Origin of the sequence: Pantoea sp. IMH (assembly GCF_000599885.1) — a bacterium.
GTDB lineage: Bacteria > Pseudomonadota > Gammaproteobacteria > Enterobacterales > Enterobacteriaceae > Erwinia.
This window is the reverse complement of sequence record NZ_JFGT01000003.1, coordinates 34,159-56,815: the sequence shown is the minus strand read 5'-3', so window position 1 is coordinate 56,815 and position 22,657 is coordinate 34,159. Positions and strand designations below refer to the sequence as shown.

The window sequence follows — 22,657 nt, the reverse complement described above, 5'->3', positions numbered from 1 at the left end:
CCTGTATGCCGATTCAGGTTTTGCCCCCCCAGCTCGCAAACCAGATCGCGGCTGGCGAAGTGGTGGAGCGCCCGGCGTCGGTCGTTAAAGAGCTGGTAGAAAACAGCCTTGATGCCGGCGCAACGCGGATTGATATTGATATCGAGAAGGGCGGCGCAAAGCTGATTCGTCTGCGCGACAACGGTTGTGGCATAGGCAAAGATGAGCTGGCGATGGCGCTGGCCCGCCATGCCACCAGCAAAATCACCTCGCTGGACGATCTTGAGGCTATCATGAGCCTGGGGTTTCGCGGTGAGGCGCTGGCCAGTATCAGCTCGGTTTCCCGGCTGACCCTGACTTCACGTCCTGAAACGCAAAGTGAAGCCTGGCAGGCCTATGCGGAAGGGCGTGAGATGGCCGTAACCGTTAAACCCGCGGCACATCCTGTAGGCACTACGATTGAGGTGCTGGATCTCTTTTACAATACGCCAGCCCGTCGCAAATTTATGCGTACCGAAAAAACAGAATTCACGCATATTGATGAGATTATCCGCCGTATTGCGCTGGCGCGCTTCGACGTCGCTTTCTCGCTAACCCACAATGGCAAACTGATACGGCAATATCGTGGCGTGCGCGAGACGAGTCAGCGGGAGCGCCGCCTCGGGGCTATTTGCGGTACCGCGTTTCTTACCCATGCGCTGAACATCGAATGGGAGCATGGCGATCTGAAGCTACACGGCTGGGTGGCGGACCCTGTCGGATCCCGCACGTTGAGCGAGCTGCAATATTGTTATGTGAATGGCCGGATGATGCGTGACAGACTGATCAATCACGCCATCCGCCAGGCATACCAGGATAAGCTCGGCGCTGACCATCAGCCCGCTTATGTTCTCTATCTGGAGATCGACCCTCATCAGGTGGACGTCAATGTCCATCCCGCAAAACATGAAGTTCGCTTTCACCAGTCGCGCCTTGTGCACGACTTTATCTATCAGGGTATCGTCACTGTTTTACAGGAAAGCGGACAGGCGCGCCTGCCCGACGCCGGGCCGGAAGAAGAGACGGTACGCTGGCAGCCAGCAAATCGCCAGGCCGCGGGCGGCAATCATTTTTCTGCACCTGCACCTGCACCGGCGAGAGCAGTTCCTTCGGGCACAAGCTCTGGCAGCGAAGCAAGGGCATCTTCCGCACGCGGCGAGGCTGACTCGTCAGGCGCAGGTCGGGCGCCACAGGAAAAAAGCGCGCCTTCATCGTTGCCTGCCTGGCAGCGGCAGGCCCCGGTTTATCAAAAACGGGAAGGAATCGTTTATCAGCAACTGCTGAAAACGCCGGCGACGCCGCAGGCGCAAGAACCTGCTCCCGCTGAGGCAGCGGCCACACCGCTGAACGGCCACTGTCAAAGCTTTGGTCGCGTTCTCACGGTACTGAATGAGAATTTCGCGCTGGTCGAACAGCAAAACAGGCTGGCGCTGATTTCACTTCCGGTGGCACAACGCTGGCTAAAACAGGCACAGCTTGATCCGGGTGAGGAAGGGTTGAAACCTCAGCCGCTACTGATCCCGGTTCGTATGAAAATAGATGCTCCCGAGCGCGAAGCGCTGAGCCGCTGCCACGAGCTACTGTTGCGGATGGGGGTGGAACTGAAAGCAGATGGTCAGCATGTGACCCTGCGCGCGGTGCCTTTACCGTTACGCCAACAAAATTTACAAAACTTGATTCCAGACCTGTTAGGCTATCTCGCCCGGCAGCAGGAGGTTTCTGCAACGCAGGTGGCGCAGTGGTTAGCGCGTCATTCGCTTGCTGAACATCCGCACTGGAATCACTCGCAGGCGATTGCGTTGCTGGCCGAGGTGGAACGACTCTGCCCACAGCTGATGAAATCGCCACCTTCTGGATTATTGCAGTACGTCGATACTGAACAGGCGATGAATGCCCTGAAGCATGAGTGAAACATCCAAGGCTGGCCGGCCAAAGGCAATTTTTTTGATGGGGCCAACGGCTTCCGGTAAAACGGCGCTGGCGATGGCATTGCGCCAGGCGCTGCCAGTTGAGTTGATTAGCGTTGATTCTGCCCTCGTCTATCGCGGCATGGATATTGGCACCGCCAAACCTACCGCAGAGGAAAACGCTCTGGCGCCTCATCGTTTACTGGACATCCGCGATCCTGCCGAAACCTATTCGGCGGCAGAGTTTCGTCGTGATGCGCTGGCTGAAATGGCGGAGATTACCCAAAAAGGGCGGATACCGCTGCTTGTTGGTGGCACCATGCTCTATTACAAGGCTCTACTGGAAGGATTATCGCCGTTGCCCCCGGCGGATCTGGAGGTGCGCCAGCGTATTGAGCAAATGGCGGCTGAAAAGGGCTGGGATACCCTTCATCGCCAGTTATGTGAAGTAGATCCCATTGCTGCAAATCGTATTCATCCGAATGATCCCCAGAGACTCTCGCGAGCACTGGAAGTTTTTTTTATTTCGGGTAAAACTTTAACAGAACTGACGAAAACTTCTGGAGAAGCGCTGCCATATGATGTTATTCAGTTTGCTATTGCGCCTTTGCAACGCGAACTGATCCATCAGCGTATTGAGCTGCGTTTTCATCAGATGCTGGCAGCAGGGTTTGAAGCGGAGGTCCGGGCACTTTTTGCCCGGGGTGATTTACATACGGACATGCCTTCCATTCGCTGTGTTGGTTATCGCCAAATGTGGTCATATCTGACCGGTGAAATTGATTACGATGAGATGGTTTATCGGGGAATTTGCGCAACCCGCCAGTTGGCCAAGCGTCAGATTACCTGGCTGCGCGGCTGGAAGGACGTTCACTGGCTGGATAGCGAACAACCTGATGCGGCGTTCGCTCAGGTCTTACAGGTTCTTGATGCGAAGCATGGGTGATTGTGTACAATTGGTACGTTACCTTGCGCAAATTTTTACGCAGTATTTCAGGGCCGATGAGGTTCTTAAGTAGCAAACAACAAGCATATAAGGAAAAGATAGAATGGCTAAGGGGCAATCATTGCAAGACCCGTTCCTGAACGCATTGCGTCGGGAACGTGTTCCGGTTTCGATTTATTTGGTGAATGGTATCAAACTGCAGGGTCAGATCGAGTCGTTTGATCAATTTGTAATTTTATTAAAAAACACGGTTAGTCAGATGGTTTATAAGCACGCTATCTCTACCGTTGTTCCGTCCCGTCCGGTCTCCCACCATAGCAATAATGCAGGTGGCGGAAGCAACAACTATCATCATGGTAGCAGCAACCAGGGGGCAGCATCTCAGCCTCAGCAAGACAGTGAAGACGCTGAGTAATCAGCGTTTTTGATGGCGGGGGGCCCTGTGCATTCAGGATCCCCGTCCTGGTCATTCCCGTCAGGTCCGGCTTTTTGCCCACGGGCGAGCTGAACCAGGCGACACAGGCCGTCTTTTAACAAAGACGCGCATTCTGAATCTGATTTTCACGCTGTATGGCCATTGTGTAGCAGGTTTAACAAGGTTCTGAGAGGTTTTAAGTTTGTTTGACCGTTATGATGCCGGTGAGCAGGCCGTACTAGTACACATCTATTTCTCCCAAGACAGAGATATGGAAGATTTGCAGGAGTTTGAAACCCTGGTCTCTTCCGCGGGTGTCGAAGCGCTGCGAGTCGTCACGGGCAGCCGTAAGTCACCCCACCCCAAATATTTTGTCGGTGAAGGTAAGGCAGTTGAGATTGCCGAAGCGGTAAAAGCCAGCGGTGCATCGGTGGTGTTGTTCGATCACGCCCTGAGCCCGGCACAGGAGCGCAATCTTGAAGCCCTGTGTGAGTGCCGCGTTATCGATCGCACCGGCCTGATCCTGGATATATTTGCCCAGCGTGCGCGTACCCATGAGGGTAAATTACAGGTAGAGCTGGCCCAGCTTCGCCATCTCGCCACGCGTCTGGTTCGCGGCTGGACCCACCTTGAACGTCAGAAAGGCGGTATCGGCCTGCGCGGCCCGGGCGAAACCCAGCTGGAGACGGACCGCCGCCTGCTTCGCAACCGCATCACACTGATTCTTTCGCGGCTGCAGCGGGTTGAAAAACAGCGCGAGCAGGGCAGACAGGCACGCAGCAAGGCCGATGTGCCTACAGTGTCGCTGGTGGGCTATACCAACGCCGGTAAATCCACCTTATTTAACTGCATCACTTCTGCCGAGGTTTACGTCGCTAACCAGCTTTTCGCCACGCTGGATCCTACCCTTCGCCGGATTGACGTAGCGGATGTGGGAGAAGTCGTGCTGGCCGATACGGTAGGTTTTATCCGTCATCTGCCTCACGATCTGGTGGCAGCCTTTAAAGCCACGCTGCAGGAAACCCGTCAGGCCACGCTGCTGCTGCACGTTATTGATGCAGCCGATCAGCGCGTGGATGAAAACATCGAAGCGGTGGATGAGGTTCTTGAAGAGATAGAATCTGACGATATTCCCACGCTGCTGGTGATGAACAAAATTGATATGCTGGAGGATTTTGTCCCCAGAATCGATCGTAATGAGGAAAACCTACCTGTCCGTGTCTGGCTTTCAGCGCAGACGGGAGAGGGGATCCCACTGTTATTTCAGGCGTTAACCGAACGACTGGCTGGCGAGATTGCGCAGTACAATCTTCGTCTTCCACCTGAAGCGGGACGGCTTCGCAGTCGTTTTTATCAGCTTCAGGCGATAGAAAAAGAGTGGAATGAGGACGATGGTAGCGTAGGTTTACAGATACGTATGCCGATCGTTGACTGGCGTCGCCTGTGTAAACAGGAGCCGAGCCTGGTCGACTACATTGTTTAACGGTATTGCCTGACACGCGTATCCCGGCTTGGGATACCACCGCACACACAATTAATGGAGTATAAACATGGCGTGGAATCAGCCCGGGAATAACGGACAGGACCGCGACCCGTGGGGAAGCAGCAATAATCAAGGCGGCAACTCTGGGGGAAACAAAGGAGGGCGCGATAAGGGGCCTCCTGATTTAGATGATATCTTTCGCAAACTGAGCAAAAAGCTTGGTGGATTTGGCGGTGGTAAAAACGACAACAGTGGTGGACAGAATACGCCAGGGCGAGGTGCAGGCCGTCTGGTAGGTATCGTCGCGGTTGCGGCGGTGGTGATCTGGGCAGCCAGTGGTTTCTACACGATTAAAGAAGCGGAGCGTGGCGTAGTGACGCGCTTCGGTAAATTTAATCATCTGGAAGGGCCGGGCCTTAACTGGAAACCGACTTTTGTCGATCAGGTTCGTACCGTTAACGTTGAAACTGTGCGTGAACTGGCGGCTTCAGGAACCATGCTGACCTCCGATGAGAACGTTGTGCGCGTTGAAATGAACGTGCAGTACCGCGTGACCAACCCGGAGCGTTACCTGTTTGCGGTAAACAATGCTGATGACAGTTTGCGCCAGGCGACGGACAGTGCGCTGCGTGGCGTTATTGGTCGCTCAACCATGGACCGTATTCTGACCGAAGGCCGTACCGTGGTGCGTAGCGAAACCCAGCGCGAGCTGGAAGAGACGATCCGCCCGTACGATATGGGCATCACCCTGCTCGACGTGAACTTCCAGGCTGCACGTCCGCCTGAAGAGGTTAAGGCCGCATTCGATGATGCGATCGCCGCACGTGAGAACCGTGAGCAGTACGTCCGTGAAGCGGAAGCCTATGCGAACGAAGTTCAGCCACGGGCTAACGGCCAGGCACAGCGTATCCTTGAAGAAGGCCGCGCCTATAAGACTCGCGTTGTGCTTGAAGCGCAGGGTGAAGTAGCTCGCTTTGCCAAAATCCTGCCGGAATATAAAGCAGCGCCGCAAATTACCCGCGAGCGTCTCTATATTGAAACAATGGAACGCGTCCTCGGCCAGACCCGTAAGGTACTGGTTAACGATAAGGGCAATAACCTGATGATGCTTCCGCTGGATCAGCTGATGCGCGGTGGTCAGGCAAACAGCCAGCGTACGACTCAGGACAGCAGCAGCAATAGCTTGTTGCGCCTGCCACCGGCTTCAGGCAGCGGTGAACGCGCCAGCGGCAGTACGTCGTTCAGCCCGGACGACATCATGGATCAGCGTCGGGTGAATGCCCAGCGCAGCGATTCCCAGCGCGAAGGGAGAGAGTAAGCGATGCGTAAGCCATTAATCGTAGTATTGATTGTTGTGCTGGTGGTGCTGTACGCGTCACTGTTTGTTGTCCAGGAAGGCCAGCGCGGCATTGTGATGCGCTTTGGTAAAGTTCTGCGGGATGATGAAAACAAGCCGCTGGTCTATGCGCCAGGCCTGCATTTCAAAATCCCTTTCCTGGAATCAGTGAAAACACTGGATGCCCGTCTTCAGACGATGGACAACCAGGCGGACCGTTTCGTCACCAAAGAGAAAAAAGATCTGATCGTCGATTCGTATATCAAATGGCGTATCAGCGACTTTAGTCGTTACTTCCTGGCCACTGGCGGCGGCGACGTCTCCCAGGCCGAAGTGCTGCTGAAGCGTAAATTCAGTGACCGTCTGCGTTCTGAATTTGGTCGTCTGGACGTGAAAGATATCGTTACGGATTCCCGTGGTCGTCTGACGACCGACGTTCGTGACGCCCTGAACACCGGTAGTGCGGGTCAGGACGACGATATCGCCACGCCGGCCGCCGATGATGCGATCGCCTCCATCGCTGCGCGCGTTGAGCGTGAAACCAACAGCAGTGAGCCTGCGGTTAACCCTAACAGTATGGCCGCGCTGGGCATCGAAGTTGTCGATGTGCGCATCAAGCAGATCAACCTGCCGACGGAAGTTTCCGATGCGATCTACAACCGTATGCGTGCCGAACGTGAAGCTGTGGCCCGTAGCCAGCGCTCTCAGGGACAGGAAGAGGCTGAAAAACTGCGCGCTGGTGCCGATTATGAGGTGACACGCACGCTGGCAGAAGCACAGCGCACTGCGCTGATCACCCGAGGTGAAGGGGATGCAACCGCAGCCAAACTTTACGCCGATGCGTTCAGCCAGGATCCTGACTTCTACGCTTTTGTCCGCAGCCTGCGCGCTTACGACAACAGCTTCAAGAGCAATCAGGACGTGATGGTACTTAGCCCGGACAGCGATTTCTTCCGCTTTATGAAATCGCCTGCTACCTCCACACGCTAAGAATCTGCTATAAAGCGAAGGGCCGGGTAACTCCGGCCCTTTTTTTATGGGCGGGAAAAAATAATGAATGCAACTATTTGGATGGCGCTGGCGCTGGTACTTGTTCTGGAAGGTCTGGGACCGATGCTGCTGCCGCGTATCTGGCGACGAATGATCCTCTCAATGGCTCAGTTACCCGATACGCTGCTGCGGCGTTTTGGTGGCGGCCTGGTTGTTGCAGGTGGGGTAATTTACTATATGGTCAGCACCCATGCCGGAAATTAACCGCTGTCAAAAAACTGCGCAATCGACTGCTAAAAGAGCTGAAAGACGGATTTTACGGTGGTAGAATCCATTTTTAAGCAACCGGTGGTTTTGAGAAATGGGTAAGAACGTCGTCGTACTGGGCACCCAATGGGGTGACGAAGGTAAAGGTAAGATTGTTGACCTCCTGACTGAACGTGCAAAATACGTTGTTCGCTATCAGGGCGGCCATAACGCTGGCCATACGCTAGTCATCAACGGTGAGAAAACCGTCCTCCATTTAATTCCCTCTGGCATCCTGCGTGAAAACGTGACCAGCATCATCGGCAACGGTGTGGTGCTGTCGCCTGCCGCGCTGATGAAAGAGATGAAGGGGCTGGAAGATCGTGGTTTCCCGGTACGTGAACGCCTGTTTATCTCCGAAGCTTGTCCGCTGATCCTGGAATATCACGTTGCGCTGGATATGGCGCGTGAGAAAGCCCGCGGTGCCAAGGCGATCGGTACCACTGGTCGCGGCATCGGCCCGGCGTATGAAGATAAAGTCGCCCGTCGTGGTCTGCGCGTCAGTGACCTGCTGAACAAGGAAACGTTCGCCGCGAAGCTGAAAGAAGTGATGGATTATCACAACTTCCAGCTGGTGAACTACTACAAAGAAGAAGCGGTCGATTACGACAAGGTTCTGAGCGATGTGATGGCTATCGCTGACGTTCTGACCGGCATGATTGTCGACGTTTCCGAACTGCTGGATGGCGCGCGCAAGCGTGGCGATCTGATCATGTTTGAAGGCGCTCAGGGTACGCTGCTGGATATCGATCACGGGACTTACCCCTATGTCACCTCCTCAAACACGACCGCAGGCGGTGTGGCAACAGGGTCTGGTATTGGTCCTCGCTACGTGGATTATGTGCTGGGTATCGTTAAAGCCTACTCAACCCGCGTCGGTGCAGGCCCGTTCCCGACGGAACTGTTTGATGAGACCGGCGAATTCCTTTGCAGCAAAGGCAATGAGTTTGGCGCGACCACCGGTCGTCGCCGTCGCACCGGCTGGCTGGATGCCGTTGCCGTCCGCCGCGCGGTGCAGATCAACTCCCTTTCCGGCTTCTGTATGACCAAACTGGACGTTCTGGACGGCCTGAAAGAAGTGAAAATCTGCGTGGCATACCGTATGCCTGATGGCCGTGAAGTGACCACGACCCCGCTGGCTGCAGAAGGCTGGGAAGGCATTGAGCCGATCTATGAAACCCTGCCAGGCTGGAGTGAGAATACCTTTGGCGTGAAAACGCTGGAAGGCCTGCCGCAGGCAGCACGCGACTACATCAAACGCGTAGAAGACGTGACCGGCGTGCCGATTGATATCATCTCTACTGGTCCGGACCGCAGCGAGACAATGATCCTGCGCGATCCCTTTGACGCATAACGCTGTCATACAGGCCGGGCTTTGCCCGGTCTTTATCATTCCGCCTCGCATTTCCGTCCTGCTTCGCCTCAACCCCGCTTGCTTAAATAAAATGCCCCTGAAGGCGAAGGCTGGTTTATCATCATTATTAACTCTTACTTATGAGCGGATTACTGCAGCGTCTCTGGCGTGTTTCTTTTCCGCGAGGTTATCGTGCAGCTAACGAGTTTTACTGATTATGGCTTGCGTGCGCTCATTTTTATGGCCGCCCTGCCGTCCGGAAAAATGACCAGCATCACTGAAGTCACTGAGACATATGGCGTCTCGCGCAACCATATGGTCAAAATCATCAATCAGCTAAGCCGTGATGGCTATGTGATGGCTATCCGGGGCAAAAATGGTGGCATTCGCCTTGGCAAACCCGCTTCAGAAATCATTATCGGTCAGGTTGTCCGCGATCTGGAGCCGCTACAGCTGGTGAACTGTCACAGTGATTTTTGTCATATCACCCCGGCCTGCCGGCTGAAAAACGCGCTGAACGAGGCGGTGCAGAGCTTTCTCGCCGTGCTGGATAGCTACACGCTGGCCGATATGGTTGAAAACAACCAGCCGCTCTACCAATTATTGCTGAGTGAAAAACCTTCACTACGCAACCGATGACAACGGAGGAACCGCAATGTCAAAAGATCCTTTTAAGGAACGGGAAGCAGAGAAGTACGAAAACCCCATTCCCAGTCGTGAATTTATCCTGGCACATCTGGATAAGCGCGAAAAACCAGCCAGCCGTGAAGAGCTGGCTGAAGAACTCTCCATTGCAGGCGAAGAGCAGATTGAAGCGCTCCGCCGGCGCCTGCGCGCCATGGAGCGCGACGGTCAGCTGGTCTTTACCCGTCGCCAGTGCTACGCGCTGCCTGAGCGTCTGGACCTGCTGCGCGGTAAGGTAATCGGCCATCGCGACGGCTTCGGCTTCCTGCGTATTGAAGGCAGCAAAGATGACCTGTATCTCTCTGCCGATCAGATGAAAATGTGTATGCACGGCGACGTTATCCTGGCTCAGGCCATGGGTGCAGATCGTAAAGGCCGCCGTGAAGCCCGTGTGGTGCGCGTTCTTGAGCCGCGCAACAATCAGATCGTGGGCCGCTACTTTACCGAAGCGGGCGTGGGCTTTGTCGTGCCCGACGATGGCCGGCTGAGCTTTGATATCTTAATCCCGCCAGAAGAGTTAAAAGGCGCCCGTATGGGCTTTGTGGTGGTGGTGGAGCTGATGCAGCGCCCAACCCGCCGTAGCAAAGCCGTGGGTAAAGTGGTCGAAGTGCTTGGCGATAATATGGGCACTGGCATGGCCGTTGAAATGGCGCTGCGTACCCATGATATCCCGCACACCTGGCCACCGGAGCTGGAGCGCCAGATCGCCAAACTGAAAGAAGAAGTGCCGGAAGAGGCGAAAGCCGGACGTGTCGATCTGCGCGATCTGCCGCTGGTCACCATTGACGGCGAGGATGCGCGCGACTTTGATGATGCGGTCTTCTGCGAAAGGAAACGCGGCGGTGGCTGGCGCCTCTGGGTCGCTATTGCCGACGTGAGCTACTACGTCCGTCCCGGCACGCCGCTGGATGATGAAGCGGTTAACCGTGGCACGTCCGTTTATTTCCCTTCACAGGTCATTCCGATGTTGCCTGAGGTGTTATCAAACGGCCTCTGCTCGCTGAACCCGCAGGTTGATCGCCTCTGCATGGTGTGCGAAATGACCATTTCCGCTACCGGTAAGCTGACCGGCTACAAGCACTATGAAGCCGTGATGAACTCCTGGGCGCGCCTGACCTATAACAAGGTCTGGAGCATCCTGCAGGGGAACCAGGAGCTGCGCGAGCAATATCAGCCACTGGTAAAAGATCTGGAAGAGCTGCACCGCATGTATCTGGTGCTGGAAAAATCGCGTGAACAGCGCGGCGGCATCTCGTTTGAAACGGACGAAGCCAAGTTTATCTTCAATGCCGATCGCCGCATCGAGCGCGTTGAGCAGGTCTCACGTAATGATGCGCATAAGCTGATCGAGGAGTGCATGATCCTGGCGAATATCGCCTCAGCACGCTACGTGGAGAAAAATAACGAACCGGCGCTGTTCCGCGATCACGATCGCCCGAGCGAAGAGAACATCAAAAGCTTCCGCTCGGTGCTGAATGAACTGGGCCTGACGCTGGGCGGCGGCAATAAGCCGCATCCGCTGGATTATGCGGAGCTGCTGACGCAGATCTCAAGCCGTCCGGATGCGGAGATGCTGCAGACGATGCTGCTGCGCTCGATGAAGCAGGCGGTTTACGATCCGGAAAACCGGGGCCACTTCGGCCTGGCGCTGGCCTCCTACGCGCACTTCACATCACCGATTCGTCGCTATCCGGATTTGCTGTTACACCGCGCCATCAAGTATCTGTTGGCAAAAGAGAACGGCACGCTGGACGGTATCACCACGCCAACCGGCGGCTACCATTACGAGCTTCAGCAAATGCTGCAGCTGGGCCAGCACTGCTCCATGGCCGAGCGCCGCGCCGACGAAGCCACGCGTGACGTTGCGGACTGGCTGAAGTGTGACTTTATGCAGGATCAGGTGGGGCAAACCTTCACCGGCGTCATTTCCAGCGTCACCGGCTTTGGCTTCTTTGTTCGTCTCAACGATCTGTTTATTGATGGTTTGGTGCATGTCTCCACGCTGGACAACGATTACTACCGGTTCGATGCGGCAGGACAGCGCCTTATCGGTGAATCAGGCGGCAAATCATACCGCCTTGGGGATACCGTTGAAGTGCGGGTGGAAGCCGTGCATATGGAAGAGCGTAAAATAGATTTTGCGCTGGTCTCAAGTTCACGTAAACCGCGTGGCGAAGGGAAAACCGAACGCGACCGGGCCAAAAAACCGCAGAACAGCGGCAAGCGCCGTCGTGAGCAGAGCAAGCGCACCAATTTTGAGCCGGACAGTGCTTTCCGCACGCCGAAAGCAAAAGAGGGTGCGGCGGAAGGCAGCGGTAAAAAGGCCAAAAAACCGTCGGACAAAACCCGTAAAATCGGTGCCGCCACGCGGGCTAAACGCGCAGCGAAAAAGAAACCGGATAATCCAGCATAACCCTAAGGCCCACTTTCATCCCTCTTTGCAATCTGGTGAAGGTGGGCCTGCTCGCCGCAAGGCCGCCGGGAGTTTCAGGGGAAGAGAAACGCTTTTCTCCTGCTATAACATGACCATTTGAGTAACCGTTCAATGAGTGAAATAGTTTTTGGTATTCACGCCGTACAGGCGCTTCTGGAGAGCGATCCACAACGTTTTCAGGAAGTTTTTATTCTTAAAGGTCGTGACGATCGCCGTCTTCAGCCGCTGGTTAAAGCGCTGGAAGAGCAGGGCATTGTTATTCAGGTGGCAAACCGCCAGTGGCTCGACAAGCAGGTTGAAGGCGCAGTTCATCAGGGCATCGTGGCCCGGGTTAAGCCAGGTCGTCAGTATCAGGAAAACGATCTGCCCGATTTGCTGGCTACCCTGGATGCACCCTTTCTGCTGATTCTGGACGGCGTCACCGATCCGCATAACCTCGGTGCCTGCCTGCGCAGCGCGGATGCCGCAGGCGTCCATGCCGTGATTGTGCCGCGCGATCGTTCCGCCCAGCTGAATGCGACGGCCAAAAAAGTGGCCAGCGGCGCTGCGGAGCATGTTCCGCTGATCCGCGTCACCAATCTGGCCCGTACCATGCGTATGCTTCAGGAGTCGAATGTCTGGATCGTCGGGACAGCCGGTGAAGCCGATCATGACGTTTTCCAGAGTAAGATGACGGGTCCGATGGCGCTGGTGATGGGCGCTGAAGGTGAGGGCATGCGTCGCCTGACGCGTGAACACTGCGATGAACTGATCCGCATCCCTATGGCAGGCAGCGTTTCCTCGCTTAACGTTTCGGTCGCGACCGGCATCTGTCTGTTCGAAGCCGTCCGGCAGCGCCGGGGCTAACCTGAAAAACCTGTCCGCGCTTCGGGCAGGTTTTTAACCGCGCCAGTTTTCCATTTCAGTCAAATCTGTAATTCCTCTTTACCTGGCAGGCTTGTGATCTGCGCCGCAAAAAAGCCATCCCGTGCGGATTAATGTCAGAAGGGTCACCTGATTAACCTGCCTGTGCAAAGGAGAAGGCATGGACTGGAAAACCCATCTTGTTTTCAATCAGCCCCGGCCGCTGAGCAACAGTAATTTATACCTGTCCGATACGCCGTTATGTGAGGCGGTGATGCGCGAAGGCGCGGGATGGGACGGCGATTTGCTCGCTTCTGTGGGGCAGCAGCTTGGTGGAGTGGAGTCGCTGGAGCTGGGCCGGCTGGCAAACAGCCATCCGCCGGAACTTTTGCGTTATGACGCCCGCGGGGAAAGGCTGGACGACGTTCGTTTCCATCCCGCCTGGCATATGCTGATGCAGGGACTGTGTGCCAATCGCGTACACAACCTGCCCTGGCAGCCGGATGCGCCGCCAGCGGCGTTTGTGGCCCGTGCCGCCCGTTTCATCCTGCATGCGCAGGTCGAGGCGGGCACGCTTTGTCCTGTCACGATGACCTTTGGGGCGATTCCGCTACTGCAAAAACAGCTTCCTGCCGCCTTTCAGGCGTGGCTGCCGCCGCTGCTCTCCGACCGATATGATGCCCATCTGCAAAACGCGCCGCATAAGCGGGGATTGCTGATTGGTATGGGCATGACAGAAAAGCAGGGTGGAACTGACGTCCTGAGTAATACAACCCGGGCTGAACCTGTGGCTTCACGGGGAAGCGGTGAAGCTTATCGCCTGACCGGACACAAATGGTTCTTTTCGGTGCCACAAAGCGATGCTCATCTGGTGCTGGCACAGGCGAAAGGCGGACTATCCTGCTTTTTTCTGCCTCGCCTGCTGCCGGAGGGAATAAGAAATGCGGTCAGAATAGAGCGGCTGAAAGAGAAGTTGGGGAACCGTTCCAACGCCAGCGGCGAAGTGGAGTTTTTTGAGGCCACCGGCTGGCTGATGGGAGAGGAAGGCGAGGGGCTTCGCCAGATCCTGAAGATGGGTGGCTATACCCGCTTCGATTGCGCGCTGGGAAGCCACGGCATGATGCGCCGCGCGCTTTCCGTGGCGCTCTGCCATGCGCACCAGCGCCAGGCCATGGGAAAAAATCTGATCGATCAGCCGCTGATGCGTCAGGTGCTGAGCGGCCAGGCGCTGATGCTGGAAGGCCAGACTGCAATGCTGTTTCGCCTGGCGCGGGCCTGGTCGCAGGGCGCTGATAGTCAGGAACGGGCCTTCAGCCGTCTCCTTACGCCCGCCGCGAAATACGCTGTCTGCCGGCGCGGCATCGCTTTTGTGGCCGAAGCCATGGAAGTGCTGGGTGGGGTGGGATATTGCGAAACCAGCGAGCTGCCGAGACTCTATCGGGAGATGCCTGTTAACAGCATTTGGGAAGGATCGGGCAACGTAATGTGTCTGGATGTGCTGCGCGTCGTAAGGAAACAGCCGGGCATCAGCGAGCTTCTCGCGGCCGAGTTTGATGCGGTAAAAGGGCAGAACCGTCACTTTGACAGCCAGTGGCGGCAGATGAAAAAGCTGTTACATAAGCCGCAGGAGTCACAGGCCCGTCTGCTGAGCGAGGGGCTGTTTAATCTTGCTACCGGCGTCCAGATTATGATGCACCTTGAACCCCTTCTGGCAGACGCATGGTGCCGTCAGTATCTCGATCCCCGGGGAACCACCAGCCTGCCTGAAGAAGTTTGTGAGAAGTTACTGCTCCGTGCGACTGGCAGCATCTGATGGCCCATAAAGCAGGGCGCTGGCATACCAGTAGCCGGGCATCACCGTCTCGCTGATCATCTGGATCCGGTACCAGGGCGCGCCAGCTTCATTGGCTTTCGCGGCAATAGCCCGCTCAGCGTCATCGGGCGAACCCCGAACGTGAGCGGTAATGGAGCCTAATTTATGCAGAGTAAGACTCTGCGCACGGGTGATCTCCTGAGCCGTTGCGGTGGCGGGAGGCGGGGGCTGCGGGGTCGTCTGAAATTGACTACAACCTGCCATCAGCAGGATAACTGCCAGGGATATTAAGCGGATCATAGCGGCCTCATAACAGTGGGGTAGCGTTAATTGTAAGCCACCCCACGGGTTTTTATCAGGCTTTGAGGGTAAATACGCTGACAAGGTGCGTCAGATGATGGCCTTTACGGCTCAGTTCCTGGGCAGTCTGTTCAGAATTTGCCACCAGTTCGGTGTTCTGGTGGGTTGCCTGACCGATGTGGTTCATTGCCAGATTGACCTGACCAATGCCCTGAGACTGTTCTTTCGACGCCACGTTAATCTCGCTCATCAGCACTTTCACCTGCTCAATACGGCCAACGATATCTTCCATTGCCTGGCGGGTCTGCTCGGAAAGGTCATGCCCCTGCACCACTTTGCTGAGGGAATTATCAATCAGGCCATCGATCTCTTTGGCTGCCTGCGCGCTGCGCTGCGCCAGGGCGCGTACTTCGGCGGCGACAACCGCAAAGCCCTTGCCATGCTCACCGGCGCGGGCGGCTTCAACGGCCGCATTCAGTGCCAGAATATTGGTCTGGAAAGCGATAGATTCGATAACGTGAGTGATATCGGCAATGCTTTGCGAAGCATTTTTGATGTCCGTCATCGTGACCACTGAACGTGATACGGTTTCTCCACCGTTTTTCACCACCTCTGCGGCTTCGCCGACCAGCGTCAGCGCCTGGTTAACGTTCGCGGCGTTCTGCGCCACCGTTGCGCTAAGCTGTTCCATACTGGCGGAGGTTTCCTCCACGCTGCTGGCCTGACGGGTAATCTGTTCGCTGATATTTTCGCTGCTAAGGGCGATAGCATCCGTGCCGCTGCTGATATCCTGAGCCGCTTCGCGGACCTGGGAAACGATACGTTCAAGCCCGTCGCCGATACCGTTAATGGCGACGATCAGTTGACCAACCTCATCATAACGCTTCGTTTCCAGCGTGGCCTGCAGATTGCCTGCGGAGTAGTGCTGGGCCAGCTCAATAACCTGCTGTAGCGGCTGGCTCAGCCAGCGACGGGTGGTAATGACAAAGCCGAGCGCAAACAAAATGACCAGCGTCGCGCCAATCAGCAGGAACAGATTTCCCGTATGGTTAATTGGGGCTAGCAGACTGGCTTTATTCACCTCGCCCAGGATCACCCAGTTCCAGCCCGGTAGTTGCTGCCAGCTGATAATCTGGTCCTCACCGCTCTCATCAACCGCTTCGATAGTACCCTGCTCGCTGCTCAGCAGCTGTTTTTGCAAAGCATCCGGCCATGTCGGCTGCTTACCTTCGAGCGTAGGGTGAAAGATAAACTGTCCCCGATTTTTCCCTTCGGCATTATTCAGGACGTAGAAGCGCCCGCTCTCTCCCTGTGTTTTCGTCAGGACTTTTTCACGGATTTCTGCATACTGCTTTGTGATATCCACGCCGACAAAAAGGATAGCGATAACTTTGCCGCTGCCATCTTTAACCGGTTGATACTGTGTGATATAGCGCTTGCCGAACAGCATCGCCACGCCCTGGTAAATTTCGCCGTCCTGCGCCAGCTTCCACGCTTTACTGCTGCGATCAAGCAGTGTGCCGATGGCGCGTTCCCCGTTCTCTTTTCTTAATGAGGTAGAAACGCGGAGAAAATCATCGCCTTTACGGACAAAAATGGTGGAAATCGCGCCGGTGCGATCTAAAAAATCATCGACGAGCGTTTCGTCAAGGTTGAGCGTTTTCAATCCGGCGCGCAGCGTTGGCGCGGCCTCCGTGCCGATATTCATCGTTTCGGTTTCATCAAGGGTAAAATTTTTCGGCAGGAAACTTTTGAACAGGGAGGTATAGTTGGCGACTTCTTCGTTCAGGGTGCTGTTGAACATGGAGGTCATATCCGCGATGCCGCTGACCTGATTAGCCATATTTTCAAGCGTCAGGCTCTGCATCTGTCTGGAGGCACTCTGCGTAAGCGACAGCGTCAGAATCAGGAAGAGGATGGCCACCGTAGTGGAAGTGATGATCGAGAGTTTGACGCCGATACTCCAGCGCCGGAAAGAGAGGTGTTTCATAGGTTAACCTGTGCAGGTGAGAATAGGGTTATAACGGTTAACGGCAACCTTTTGGAAACATTTAGCGCTTAATTTCAAAACTTTATTAACCAATAACCCCACAATTTATGTGATCCAGTTCAATAAAATGGCACTTTCTCGCCAGGCGTTGCGGCAGGATGGTGCGTTGCGCTGTTTCAGGGGAAGCGGAGAATCTGACAACGAGGTTGGCTTTTTCCCGTGTCTGAGAAAAATAATCTCTCAAGCGTGGGCCTTCGTGGATTAAAGCTGCTCCCTTCGGGACAGGGCGTCATATTCGTTCCGGGCGTTATGCTACTGCTCTACCGTTTAGGTAAAACGATGACTTCAGCTTCAGTTCCTTTTTTCCTTTCACCCTGTTAATGCCTTGATATCTATTTTTCCCGACATTCGTTCGTCACTTGCTTTAATCTGCCTCCTGACCGTAGCCACAGAAATAACTTCAAATATGTCACGTAAGTTGATTTTCAGGGTTATTGGGGTTATATATTCAACATCAGGCCTTACAGGAGCCAGGGATGGCCACCAGCAAAGAAATTATTGCGGAGCTGCTCGCAGGTGGTTGGACGCTGGTACGCGTTAACGGCAGCCATCATCATTTTAAACATCCGACAAAAAAAGGGTTGGTCACTGTACCTCATCCCAAAAAAGAGTTACCGATAAAAACGGTAAAAAGCATCAGGATACAGGCGGGAATCTGATCCCGGCATGCTCTACAGAGGCTGAAAATGTTATATCCAATTGCAATTGAAGCGGGCGATGAGAAAAGCGCGTTTGGTGTCACGGTGCCGGACTTACCGGGCTGTTTCTCGGCGGGAGAGACGCTGGATGAAGCGGTATTGAATGCAAAAGAGGCCATTACCGGGCATATCGAGTTACTCGTGGAACTGGGTGACGATATTCCTGCCGTATCTGCGCTCGGCACACTGGCTAACAATCCAGAATTTGCAGGGTATATCTGGGCGCTTGTTGATGTGGACGTCACGCGTTTACTCGGTGGCTCCGAGAAAATTAATGTCACCCTGCCCAAATCTCTTATCGATCGTATCGATCGTTGTGTGGCGAGCCATCCTGAGTATAAAAGCCGTTCGGGCTTCCTTGCGCAGGTAGCCCTGGAACGTATTTCTGTCAAAGCTTAGAGGTCCGCCGTAAAAGCGAGGGTGCACCAGATAAATCAGTGAGGCAGGCACTCTGTCAGGTGCCTCAGCAGGTGTTCGCTCTGAAAGACGCATCCAACCGCCAGGGCCTGGCAGATCCTGTTATATCAGCCGCAAACCTGAACGTATTAACTACGTTTTGGTTATAGAAATCATTTTGGCCTGTAGGATGCAGAGGATAAATCTTCCTGCAGGCTTTCTGATACCTCCCTGAGCTGGCGGTTCATCCTTTATCCGCATGACACAGCGCATCATATTTTTATTTGTGCTGATTAACCTTCTTTACCTTCCTCTGGTATCGACAACCTACCCATCTTTTCTCCCGGTCATTCTCCACTACCTCTATCGCGGCGACGTTGTGGTCGGGATTTTAAGCCAGAGACAGCAGGGAGGCAGTCTTACCTGACACTTTTTTTCCACTTATCACGAGTAAGGGAGAAAAGCAGGCTGGGTGGAGCGCTCTCCACATCATGCACCTCTTTGCTAAAATCCATGCCGGACTTCTGCAACACATTCCGTGACGCGAGGTGATTCGCCCTCACCACTGCGGAAATTTCATCAAGGTTGAGTTCGTTAAATCCATAGTGAATGGCGGCCCTGGAAAATTCTGTAGCTACGCCTTTTCCCCAGGCTTCTGTTGCAAACCGGTAACCCAGGTTATTAATGAGAAGATCGGCACAGCATCTTATGTTGATGCCGCCAAACCCAATGATTTTTTCGGGTTCGCTGCGCAGTGATATGGCCCAGTTTCCGAAACCTTTTTCTGTCCAGTGAGTCATCCACTCTTTCAGTACAGATGTCGCCTGGTGAATATCAGTATAGGGCCCGGCGGGGTTAAAAACGTTAGTTGCCGGGTCGCCGTAGATACCGAAAAGCCTGTCTGCATCAGATGACCTGACAGCCCGGCAGCAAAGACGCTCTGTTTGTAATAACATCATTTTCCTCACTCTTTCGCTTACTCTTTTATACCTCGCCTGTCCGGTACTACGAAGAAAAAGCCATGAGTGAATGCCTTAACCTTATGACCTTACGGAAAGGGAAAGCCGTTTTCAGGTCGTTATAAAGCGCGAGTTCAGATACGACAAAAGCCGCATTATCAGCGGCTTTTGTCGGCATTTCCCTATGCGACCATGATTATTTAATCAGCTCGGCTGTCACGAAGGCGTTATTATCCACACGTGCGCCGATAATCTTATACATTGCACCAGCCTGCTGGGCCTGTTCGGCCACTATGGCTTCCGCGCCAGCCAGCGTGGCGGCAGTGACGGTAACGGTCTGGGCGAAGCTGCCAAAAGAAGCCAGTGTCAGGGCGGTAACTGCAACAAAAGTTTTGATGGATTTCATGGTGGTGTCCTCAGGATGATTTTGTAATTTGAGAGGCGCTCTGCCTCGATGTGAATAATTTTATGCCTGACGGAGAAGGATTGTTAGCGAAGAGATTTGCCCGGTTAAATCAAAAAAAATGAATAATATTTTATCTCTCCGTTAACGGTTAAATAAGTAAAGCGACCGCAAAGCGGGATTTTCCGGAGAGAGTAAAATCGCGGTTTCTGAGTAACCCAGCATCACATACTGGATAGTTTGGCAGCCTATCTTTGAAAGGATGTCTTTTTTGAATATACTTATTTGTATATACAAAGTGAGCGGCAAGGATCATCGAAATGGAATTCGAGTGGGACACTGTCAAAGCGGCGAAAAATTATCGCAAGCACGGGATTCGGTTTGAGGAAGCGGCACGGGTATTTGACGATCCTTTTCATTTATCCGTACAGGATCGTTTTGAACATGGGGAATACCGGTGGCAGACAATCGGCGTAGTGAAGGGATGTCTGGTCGTTTTGGTTGCCCATACCCTACGCTTTGAAGAGGGTACTGAAATTGTTCGGATCGTCAGTGCACGCCGTGCTGAGCGTGCTGAGAGGAGGCGTTATGAGTACAGTCAGATTTAAAAGAAGCACATTGCCGGCGCTGGCAGAAGGGCGCGAATCAGAACTGAAAGCAATGGCTACAAAGCCTGATGCCGAGATTGACTACAGTGACATCTCGCCGCTCGATGAGTCGTTCTGGGAGAAAGCCGAAAAGGGCCATTTTTATCGTCCGGTAAAAACGCAGGCTTCGGTCAGGATCGATGCAGATGTGATGGCGTGGCTGAGAGAACCCGGTAAAGGCTATCAGACACGGCTTAACGCTATTTTGCGTGAAGCCATGCTGCGTGACTTGCGACGTAAAGAATGATTGTATCAGCCCGCCTGGGCGGGCTTTTATCGACGCTCTCTTATGCGACCATGATTATTTAATCAGCTCGGCTGTCACGAAGGCGTTATTATCCACACGTGCGCCGATAATCTTATACATTGCACCAGCCTGCTGGGCCTGTTCGGCCACTTTGGCTTCCGCGCCAGCCAGCGTGGCGGCGGTGACGGTAACGGTCTGGGCGAAGCTGCCAAAAGAAGCCAGTGTCAGGGCGGTAACTGCAACAAAAGTTTTGATGGATTTCATGGTGGTGTCCTCAGGATGATTTTGTTAGTTGAGAGGCGCTCTGCCTCGATGTGAATAATCATAGAGGCTGGCCGGAATGATTGATAGCGGATGAATTTGCTGAGTTAGGTCAAAAAAAATGAACAAGGGTAAATAGACAGTTATTTTATGCTTACCAGCCACAGCCTGTTGCGGGAGACGAGATGATCGAGGTTGCTACTGAATCTTTTGCAGGTATTGAATGCCTGCACGCGGTGCCAGCTGGCAAGCGCCATCAGCCATTGCCCACGCTGCTTTTCTATCACGGCTTCTGCTCTTCAAAGGCGGTATATGCCTATTTTGGCGTAGCGCTGGCACAGGCGGGTTTCCGCGTCATTCTGCCCGATGCCGATCGGCACGGCGCACGTTTTGACGGCAATGCAGCGTTTCGCCTTGGCCATTTCTGGGAAATCATGAAAACCAGTATTGATGAATTGCCTGAGCTGGAAGCGGCCCTGCGTGGACAAGGTCTGGTAGACGCCGCACGATTTGCGGTGGCGGGGGCATCAATGGGAGGAATGACGGCGCTGGGAGCGATGGCTCGTTATTCACATCTCACCAGCGTCGCCTGCCTGATGGGGTCAGGCTATTACATGTCGCTGTCCCGTACGCTGTTTCCGCCGCTGGAGGTGAAATCGCCTGACGATGAAGCCTGTTTTGCAAAGCGTATGGCGCCGCTTGCTGACTATGATATTCGCCATCAGTTAGCCAGGGTTGCCAACCGTCCGCTGCTGGTGTGGCATGGCGAGGCGGATGAGGTCGTCCCGGCTGAGGAAAGCGCCAGGCTTGAGCGATCGCTACGTGAAGCGGAGCTGGACGCTCATCTCACTTACCTTACCGAACCTGGTGTGGGCCATCGAATTACGCCGCCCGCGCTGGATGCGGTAACGGCATTTTTCAGTAAGCATCTCTAGCGACAGCACTGTTTCACTGGCGTCCGGGCAGGAAAAAACCGGCAGGGCAGGATTAGCTGGCCGCCCTGGCACCTCCGGCGCTCATGCTGAAAACTAATTTCCTCTGTGCAGTGACTTTACCTTGAGTTTCCTCCCCGCCGCCAGTATGATTACGCGTCAATTTTTCAGCCGCACTAGCAGGTTGTGTTTCACAACCTATAACGTTCCTTGCTTCCATGGGCCGCGGCTGACCCCGACAGGAGGCTGAATAATCCGTAAGGAGCAAATTCGATGCGTCATTACGAAATCGTATTTATGGTTCACCCTGACCAAAGCGAACAGGTTCCTGGTATGATCGAGCGTTACTCTGCCACCATCACTGGTGCAGAAGGAACGATCCATCGCCTGGAAGACTGGGGCCGTCGTCAGCTGGCTTACCCGATCAACAAACTGCACAAAGCTCACTACGTTCTGCTGAACGTTGAAGCGCCGCAGGAAGCGATCGATGAGCTGGAAACAAACTTCCGCTTCAACGACGCCGTTATCCGCAGCATGGTTATGCGCGTTAAGCACGCGGTAACTGAAGCCTCTCCGATGGTTAAAGCGAAAGACGAGCGCCGTGAGCGTCGTGAAGATTTTGCTAACGAAACCTCTGATGATGCTGATGCTGGGGATTCTGAAGAGTAATTGACCGTGACGGCTAACCGTCTGACGCTGTCTGGCACCGTGTGCAAGACGCCGATGCGAAAAGTCAGCCCGTCAGGGATTCCACACTGCCAGTTCGTGCTTGAGCACCGTTCAGAGCAGGTGGAAGCCGGTTTTACCCGGCAAGCCTGGTGTCGGATGCCGGTGATCATCAGCGGCAAGGCCCATCAGGCCATTACTCAAAGTATAACGGTCGGCACGCCGGTCACCGTTTCAGGCTTCATTAGCTGCCATCAAGGGCGCAATGGACTGAATAAAACGGTACTGCATGCCGAGCAGATTGAATTGATAGATTCTGGAGACTAGCCTAATGGCACGTTATTTCCGTCGTCGCAAGTTCTGCCGTTTCACCGCGGAAGGCGTTCAAGAAATCGATTATAAAGATATCGCAACGCTGAAAAATTATATTACTGAAAGCGGTAAGATCGTACCGAGCCGTATCACCGGTACTCGCGCAAAATACCAGCGTCAGCTGGCTCGTGCTATCAAGCGCGCGCGTTACCTGTCCCTGCTGCCGTACACTGATCGTCATCAGTAACGGCCACTGT

At 54.4% G+C, this 22,657-nt stretch carries 25 protein-coding genes; 20 read left to right on the top strand and 5 right to left on the bottom strand.

Translation table 11 applies throughout. The features are described from left to right. Positions 1–5 precede the first annotated feature (5 nt). The 12 genes from mutL to EA20_RS0105570 all read left to right on the top strand — a co-directional run bounded on the left by mutL (position 6) and on the right by EA20_RS0105570 (position 14,529). A complete protein-coding gene (gene mutL, locus EA20_RS0105625; protein ID WP_024965904.1) occupies positions 6–1,928 on the top strand; it encodes a DNA mismatch repair endonuclease MutL in 1,923 nt (640 codons plus the stop codon). Further along, complete coding sequence (gene miaA, locus EA20_RS0105620) at positions 1,921–2,871, top strand: tRNA (adenosine(37)-N6)-dimethylallyltransferase MiaA (RefSeq protein ID WP_024965903.1); 951 nt, start codon at positions 1,921–1,923, stop codon at positions 2,869–2,871. Before mutL ends, miaA begins: the two co-directional genes overlap by 8 nt. A gap of 103 nt (positions 2,872–2,974) precedes the next feature. Then, positions 2,975–3,286, top strand: a complete 312-nt coding sequence (gene hfq / locus EA20_RS0105615) for an RNA chaperone Hfq (protein WP_024965902.1) — start codon at positions 2,975–2,977, stop codon at positions 3,284–3,286. 202 nt (positions 3,287–3,488) lie between these two features. Next, positions 3,489–4,769 (top strand): ribosome rescue GTPase HflX, encoded by a 1,281-nt coding sequence (gene hflX / locus EA20_RS0105610; RefSeq protein ID WP_024965901.1) that lies wholly within the window; start codon positions 3,489–3,491, stop codon positions 4,767–4,769. 67 nt (positions 4,770–4,836) lie between these two features. Then, positions 4,837–6,087, top strand: coding sequence for an FtsH protease activity modulator HflK (gene hflK, locus EA20_RS0105605; protein WP_024965900.1), 1,251 nt, complete (start codon positions 4,837–4,839; stop codon positions 6,085–6,087). Between the two features lie 3 nt (positions 6,088–6,090). Beyond that, positions 6,091–7,095: a protease modulator HflC gene (gene hflC / locus EA20_RS0105600; protein WP_024965899.1), complete on the top strand. Its 1,005-nt coding sequence runs from the start codon at positions 6,091–6,093 to the stop codon at positions 7,093–7,095. Positions 7,096–7,158: 63 nt separating this feature from the next. After that, positions 7,159–7,359: a DUF2065 family protein gene (locus EA20_RS0105595; protein WP_024965898.1), complete on the top strand. Its 201-nt coding sequence runs from the start codon at positions 7,159–7,161 to the stop codon at positions 7,357–7,359. Between the two features lie 97 nt (positions 7,360–7,456). Beyond that, the gene (locus EA20_RS0105590) at positions 7,457–8,755 is read left to right on the top strand and encodes an adenylosuccinate synthase (protein ID WP_024965897.1); all 1,299 of its coding nucleotides are present in this window, start codon (positions 7,457–7,459) and stop codon (positions 8,753–8,755) included. Positions 8,756–8,947: 192 nt separating this feature from the next. Then, positions 8,948–9,394 (top strand): nitric oxide-sensing transcriptional repressor NsrR, encoded by a 447-nt coding sequence (gene nsrR, locus EA20_RS0105585; protein WP_024965896.1) that lies wholly within the window; start codon positions 8,948–8,950, stop codon positions 9,392–9,394. 16 nt (positions 9,395–9,410) lie between these two features. Further along, positions 9,411–11,852, top strand: a complete 2,442-nt coding sequence (rnr, locus tag EA20_RS0105580) for a ribonuclease R (protein ID WP_024965895.1) — start codon at positions 9,411–9,413, stop codon at positions 11,850–11,852. Between the two features lie 132 nt (positions 11,853–11,984). Further along, positions 11,985–12,719: a 23S rRNA (guanosine(2251)-2'-O)-methyltransferase RlmB gene (gene rlmB, locus EA20_RS0105575; protein ID WP_024965894.1), complete on the top strand. Its 735-nt coding sequence runs from the start codon at positions 11,985–11,987 to the stop codon at positions 12,717–12,719. Positions 12,720–12,897: 178 nt separating this feature from the next. After that, entirely contained in the window at positions 12,898–14,529 is a 1,632-nt protein-coding gene (locus EA20_RS0105570; protein ID WP_024965893.1) for an isovaleryl-CoA dehydrogenase, read from the top strand. On the opposite strand, the gene bsmA is transcribed toward EA20_RS0105570, so the two are convergent. Both bsmA and EA20_RS0105560 read right to left on the bottom strand, forming a co-directional pair. Then, the gene (gene bsmA / locus EA20_RS0105565; protein ID WP_024965892.1) at positions 14,500–14,829 is read right to left on the bottom strand and encodes a biofilm peroxide resistance protein BsmA; all 330 of its coding nucleotides are present in this window, start codon (positions 14,827–14,829) and stop codon (positions 14,500–14,502) included. The two genes, EA20_RS0105570 and bsmA, sit on opposite strands and share 30 nt — an antisense overlap. A gap of 55 nt (positions 14,830–14,884) precedes the next feature. Continuing rightward, positions 14,885–16,819, bottom strand: coding sequence for a methyl-accepting chemotaxis protein (locus EA20_RS0105560; RefSeq protein ID WP_024965891.1), 1,935 nt, complete (start codon positions 16,817–16,819; stop codon positions 14,885–14,887). 536 nt (positions 16,820–17,355) lie between these two features. Here EA20_RS0105560 and EA20_RS0105555 point away from each other — a divergent pair. After that, a complete protein-coding gene (locus EA20_RS0105555) occupies positions 17,356–17,538 on the top strand; it encodes a type II toxin-antitoxin system HicA family toxin (RefSeq protein WP_024965890.1) in 183 nt (60 codons plus the stop codon). A gap of 27 nt (positions 17,539–17,565) precedes the next feature. Then, entirely contained in the window at positions 17,566–17,976 is a 411-nt protein-coding gene (locus EA20_RS0105550) for a type II toxin-antitoxin system HicB family antitoxin (protein WP_024965889.1), read from the top strand. 416 nt (positions 17,977–18,392) lie between these two features. Here EA20_RS0105550 and EA20_RS0105545 read toward each other — a convergent pair whose 3' ends face one another. Both EA20_RS0105545 and EA20_RS0105540 read right to left on the bottom strand, forming a co-directional pair. Then, positions 18,393–18,929, bottom strand: coding sequence for a GNAT family N-acetyltransferase (locus EA20_RS0105545; protein WP_024965888.1), 537 nt, complete (start codon positions 18,927–18,929; stop codon positions 18,393–18,395). 199 nt (positions 18,930–19,128) lie between these two features. Then, positions 19,129–19,338, bottom strand: coding sequence for a DUF1471 domain-containing protein (locus EA20_RS0105540; RefSeq protein ID WP_024965887.1), 210 nt, complete (start codon positions 19,336–19,338; stop codon positions 19,129–19,131). A gap of 311 nt (positions 19,339–19,649) precedes the next feature. Between EA20_RS0105540 and EA20_RS0105535 the strand changes: the two genes are divergently transcribed. After that, positions 19,650–19,943, top strand: coding sequence for a BrnT family toxin (locus tag EA20_RS0105535; RefSeq protein ID WP_024965886.1), 294 nt, complete (start codon positions 19,650–19,652; stop codon positions 19,941–19,943). Next, positions 19,924–20,229 carry a BrnA antitoxin family protein gene (locus EA20_RS0105530; protein WP_024965885.1) on the top strand — a complete coding sequence of 102 codons (306 nt, stop codon included), beginning with the start codon at positions 19,924–19,926 and terminating at the stop codon, positions 20,227–20,229. The genes EA20_RS0105535 and EA20_RS0105530 overlap by 20 nt, the downstream gene beginning before the upstream one ends. Positions 20,230–20,283: 54 nt before the next feature. Here the strand turns inward: EA20_RS0105530 and EA20_RS0105525 are convergent, their stop codons facing one another. Further along, complete coding sequence (locus EA20_RS0105525; RefSeq protein WP_024965884.1) at positions 20,284–20,493, bottom strand: DUF1471 domain-containing protein; 210 nt, start codon at positions 20,491–20,493, stop codon at positions 20,284–20,286. A gap of 182 nt (positions 20,494–20,675) precedes the next feature. On the opposite strand from EA20_RS0105525, the gene yjfP reads away from it, so the two are divergent. The 4 genes from yjfP to rpsR all read left to right on the top strand — a co-directional run bounded on the left by yjfP (position 20,676) and on the right by rpsR (position 22,647). Further along, positions 20,676–21,425: an esterase gene (gene yjfP / locus EA20_RS0105520; RefSeq protein WP_024965883.1), complete on the top strand. Its 750-nt coding sequence runs from the start codon at positions 20,676–20,678 to the stop codon at positions 21,423–21,425. A gap of 270 nt (positions 21,426–21,695) precedes the next feature. Next, positions 21,696–22,091: a 30S ribosomal protein S6 gene (gene rpsF, locus EA20_RS0105515; RefSeq protein ID WP_004160104.1), complete on the top strand. Its 396-nt coding sequence runs from the start codon at positions 21,696–21,698 to the stop codon at positions 22,089–22,091. A 6-nt stretch (positions 22,092–22,097) separates the two neighbouring features. Then, positions 22,098–22,415, top strand: coding sequence for a primosomal replication protein N (priB, locus tag EA20_RS0105510; RefSeq protein ID WP_024965882.1), 318 nt, complete (start codon positions 22,098–22,100; stop codon positions 22,413–22,415). A gap of 4 nt (positions 22,416–22,419) precedes the next feature. Then, positions 22,420–22,647 carry a 30S ribosomal protein S18 gene (gene rpsR, locus EA20_RS0105505; protein ID WP_000135199.1) on the top strand — a complete coding sequence of 76 codons (228 nt, stop codon included), beginning with the start codon at positions 22,420–22,422 and terminating at the stop codon, positions 22,645–22,647. Positions 22,648–22,657: the final 10 nt, after the last annotated feature.

Coding starts and splice junctions, on each gene's coding strand:
- mutL (WP_024965904.1), top strand. CDS start 6: ATGCCGATTCAGGTTTTGCCCCCCCAGCTCGCAAACCAGATCGCGGCT.
- miaA (WP_024965903.1), top strand. CDS start 1,921: ATGAGTGAAACATCCAAGGCTGGCCGGCCAAAGGCAATTTTTTTGATG.
- hfq (WP_024965902.1), top strand. CDS start 2,975: ATGGCTAAGGGGCAATCATTGCAAGACCCGTTCCTGAACGCATTGCGT.
- hflK (WP_024965900.1), top strand. CDS start 4,837: ATGGCGTGGAATCAGCCCGGGAATAACGGACAGGACCGCGACCCGTGG.
- hflC (WP_024965899.1), top strand. CDS start 6,091: ATGCGTAAGCCATTAATCGTAGTATTGATTGTTGTGCTGGTGGTGCTG.
- EA20_RS0105595 (WP_024965898.1), top strand. CDS start 7,159: ATGAATGCAACTATTTGGATGGCGCTGGCGCTGGTACTTGTTCTGGAA.
- EA20_RS0105590 (WP_024965897.1), top strand. CDS start 7,457: ATGGGTAAGAACGTCGTCGTACTGGGCACCCAATGGGGTGACGAAGGT.
- rnr (WP_024965895.1), top strand. CDS start 9,411: ATGTCAAAAGATCCTTTTAAGGAACGGGAAGCAGAGAAGTACGAAAAC.
- rlmB (WP_024965894.1), top strand. CDS start 11,985: ATGAGTGAAATAGTTTTTGGTATTCACGCCGTACAGGCGCTTCTGGAG.
- EA20_RS0105570 (WP_024965893.1), top strand. CDS start 12,898: ATGGACTGGAAAACCCATCTTGTTTTCAATCAGCCCCGGCCGCTGAGC.
- bsmA (WP_024965892.1), bottom strand. CDS start 14,829: ATGATCCGCTTAATATCCCTGGCAGTTATCCTGCTGATGGCAGGTTGT.
- EA20_RS0105560 (WP_024965891.1), bottom strand. CDS start 16,819: ATGAAACACCTCTCTTTCCGGCGCTGGAGTATCGGCGTCAAACTCTCG.
- EA20_RS0105555 (WP_024965890.1), top strand. CDS start 17,356: ATGGCCACCAGCAAAGAAATTATTGCGGAGCTGCTCGCAGGTGGTTGG.
- EA20_RS0105550 (WP_024965889.1), top strand. CDS start 17,566: ATGTTATATCCAATTGCAATTGAAGCGGGCGATGAGAAAAGCGCGTTT.
- EA20_RS0105545 (WP_024965888.1), bottom strand. CDS start 18,929: ATGTTATTACAAACAGAGCGTCTTTGCTGCCGGGCTGTCAGGTCATCT.
- EA20_RS0105540 (WP_024965887.1), bottom strand. CDS start 19,338: ATGAAATCCATCAAAACTTTTGTTGCAGTTACCGCCCTGACACTGGCT.
- EA20_RS0105530 (WP_024965885.1), top strand. CDS start 19,924: ATGAGTACAGTCAGATTTAAAAGAAGCACATTGCCGGCGCTGGCAGAA.
- EA20_RS0105525 (WP_024965884.1), bottom strand. CDS start 20,493: ATGAAATCCATCAAAACTTTTGTTGCAGTTACCGCCCTGACACTGGCT.
- yjfP (WP_024965883.1), top strand. CDS start 20,676: ATGATCGAGGTTGCTACTGAATCTTTTGCAGGTATTGAATGCCTGCAC.
- rpsF (WP_004160104.1), top strand. CDS start 21,696: ATGCGTCATTACGAAATCGTATTTATGGTTCACCCTGACCAAAGCGAA.
- rpsR (WP_000135199.1), top strand. CDS start 22,420: ATGGCACGTTATTTCCGTCGTCGCAAGTTCTGCCGTTTCACCGCGGAA.